The 2,546-nt window shown below is 59.8% G+C and carries 4 protein-coding genes; all 4 read left to right on the forward strand.

The genetic code is table 11. The features are described 5' to 3' along the window. The first annotated feature begins 64 nt into the window (after positions 1–64). The 4 genes from AB5Z02_RS03765 (at position 65) to AB5Z02_RS03780 (ending at position 2,359) form a co-directional block, all read left to right on the forward strand. Positions 65–769, forward strand: a complete 705-nt coding sequence (locus tag AB5Z02_RS03765; protein WP_001067855.1) for an IS6-like element IS26 family transposase — start codon at positions 65–67, stop codon at positions 767–769. Between the two features lie 5 nt (positions 770–774). Beyond that, positions 775–915 (forward strand): hypothetical protein, encoded by a 141-nt coding sequence (locus AB5Z02_RS03770; RefSeq protein ID WP_001044210.1) that lies wholly within the window; start codon positions 775–777, stop codon positions 913–915. A gap of 485 nt (positions 916–1,400) precedes the next feature. Continuing rightward, a complete protein-coding gene (locus AB5Z02_RS03775) occupies positions 1,401–2,138 on the forward strand; it encodes a recombinase family protein (protein WP_001366550.1) in 738 nt (245 codons plus the stop codon). After that, positions 2,135–2,359 carry a hypothetical protein gene (locus AB5Z02_RS03780; RefSeq protein ID WP_000743213.1) on the forward strand — a complete coding sequence of 75 codons (225 nt, stop codon included), beginning with the start codon at positions 2,135–2,137 and terminating at the stop codon, positions 2,357–2,359. Before AB5Z02_RS03775 ends, AB5Z02_RS03780 begins: the two co-directional genes overlap by 4 nt. The last annotated feature ends 187 nt before the right edge of the window (positions 2,360–2,546 follow it).

Here is a 2,546-nt window from a genome sequence, read left to right on the forward strand (position 1 = left end):
GGGCACTGTTGCAAATAGTCGGTGGTGATAAACTTATCATCCCCTTTTGCTGATGGAGCTGCACATGAACCCATTCAAAGGCCGGCATTTTCAGCGTGACATCATTCTGTGGGCCGTACGCTGGTACTGCAAATACGGCATCAGTTACCGTGAGCTGCAGGAGATGCTGGCTGAACGCGGAGTGAATGTCGATCACTCCACGATTTACCGCTGGGTTCAGCGTTATGCGCCTGAAATGGAAAAACGGCTGCGCTGGTACTGGCGTAACCCTTCCGATCTTTGCCCGTGGCACATGGATGAAACCTACGTGAAGGTCAATGGCCGCTGGGCGTATCTGTACCGGGCCGTCGACAGCCGGGGCCGCACTGTCGATTTTTATCTCTCCTCCCGTCGTAACAGCAAAGCTGCATACCGGTTTCTGGGTAAAATCCTCAACAACGTGAAGAAGTGGCAGATCCCGCGATTCATCAACACGGATAAAGCGCCCGCCTATGGTCGCGCGCTTGCTCTGCTCAAACGCGAAGGCCGGTGCCCGTCTGACGTTGAACACCGACAGATTAAGTACCGGAACAACGTGATTGAATGCGATCATGGCAAACTGAAACGGATAATCGGCGCCACGCTGGGATTTAAATCCATGAAGACGGCTTACGCCACCATCAAAGGTATTGAGGTGATGCGTGCACTACGCAAAGGCCAGGCCTCAGCATTTTATTATGGTGATCCCCTGGGCGAAATGCGCCTGGTAAGCAGAGTTTTTGAAATGTAAGGCCTTTGAATAAGACAAAAGGCTGCCTCATCGCTAACTTTGCAACAGTGCCGCGCGACGAGCAGCAGCACCAGGAGCAGAAGCACGTCGAGAAAAAGCAACAGCAGATCGAGCAGCGCCCACGGCGGGCCGCTCGCATCGGATAAGTCGAAAAATCCGGCTAAAGTGGCCGAGCTGCACATCAGGCCGCGCGGTTTTCCTCCCTGATCGCCGGCGCGGTTTCTTCCTCCCTGAACCGCATGCAGACTTGCCGCCTCGGACACCCCGAGGCGGTTTTTTTTCGCCTCGCTCGAGCATCGCCGCATCCGACGATGCCGAGACGACCAGGCCGCGCACGTCGAGCTGCAGCATCGCCATTGCCGACGATGGCACCAGGTCGCCGGCGGTGGCCACCGACCTCGAGCTCGCATCGCCACATCCGACGATGCGCGCCGGCGTCGACCATCGCCAGGTCTGACGATGGCGGCCGCCCTGCCCTGGATCTCGCATCGCCATTTCTGGCGATGAGATCCACGGAGCGGCCATTTAGACCCGCCAATAACGACCCGGCCAAGATAAATCGCATGACGGCCTTTTTGGCCGGGGGTAGCATGACCGGACACTTTGCGTATGCCCAAAGGAGCCCGCAAGTATGCGCAGGACGAAGCCAGTAGCCGCGCCGATGGTGGCGCGGGTCTATCTGCGCGTCAGCACCGACGCGCAGGACTTGGAACGCCAAGAGGCGATCACTACGGCCGCGAAGGCCGCCGGCTACTACGTCGCCGGCATCTACCGTGAGAAGGCATCCGGCGCACGCGCCGACCGGCCTGAGCTGCTGCGCATGATCGGCGACCTACAGCCCGGCGAGGTGGTCATTGCCGAGAAGATCGACCGCATCAGCCGCCTACCTTTGCCCGAGGCCGAGCGCCTGGTGGCCTCGATACAGGCCAAAGGCGCACGCCTGGCCGTCCCTGGCGTGGTCGATCTATCCGACCTGGCGGCCGAGGCCCAGGGCGTCGCCAAGATCGTGCTGGAAGCCGTGCAGATCATGCTTTTTCGCCTGGCCTTGCAGATGGCCCGCGACGACTACGAGGACAGGCGCGAACGCCAGCGCCAAGGCATTGAGTTGGCCCGCCAGGCCGGGCGGTACAAGGGCCGCCGTGCTGATCCGAAGCGCCGCGCCCAAGTTGTCGCGCTGCGCAAGTCCGGCTACAGCATCAACAAGACCGCCGAGCTGGCCGGGTACAGTGCGGCCCAGGTGAAACGGATATGGGCCGAGGTCAGCCAGGCCGAAGCGAAGCAGCACGGCGCGTTCGTGGAGGACGCATTGACGGAAGCCGATGCCCTGGCCGCTGTCGGCCAGGATGAGCGCCAGGAGGAAAGGGCATGAAGAAGCCGAACCAAGACGACGAGCCGTTTTTCATCACCGAGGAGATTGCGGCCGAAATGATCGCCGGCGGCTATGAGTTCGAGCTGCCGCCCATTCCTTGCACCATCCGCCTACGCGACGTGCTGGAGCGCATGACCGATGCTGAGCTAGCATTGCAGCCGGGCGAGATCGCCGACCAGGAGCGTGAACGCTGCCGGCGCAAGCCGTGTTCAACCTCATGATCTGGTCATGGTATTTTTCATGGCACTGAGCCTGATAGTTCTTGCAAATTGTTGTCACTAAAGGGTTTTGTGTGCTTGTTTACAATCGAGTGGGAGTGACGGGCACTGGCTGGCAATGTCTAGCAACGGCAGGCATTTCGGCTGAGGGTAAAAGAACTTTCCGCTAAGCGATAGACTGTATGTAAAC

It is taken from the genome of Aeromonas sp. R2-3, assembly GCF_040908375.1.
GTDB classification, from domain to species: domain Bacteria; phylum Pseudomonadota; class Gammaproteobacteria; order Enterobacterales; family Aeromonadaceae; genus Aeromonas; species Aeromonas veronii.

Bases quoted from the DNA above. Each gene is read 5' to 3' on its own strand.
- AB5Z02_RS03765 (WP_001067855.1), top strand. From the start codon at position 65: ATGAACCCATTCAAAGGCCGGCATTTTCAGCGTGACATCATTCTGTGG.
- AB5Z02_RS03775 (WP_001366550.1), top strand. From the start codon at position 1,401: ATGCGCAGGACGAAGCCAGTAGCCGCGCCGATGGTGGCGCGGGTCTAT.
- AB5Z02_RS03780 (WP_000743213.1), top strand. From the start codon at position 2,135: ATGAAGAAGCCGAACCAAGACGACGAGCCGTTTTTCATCACCGAGGAG.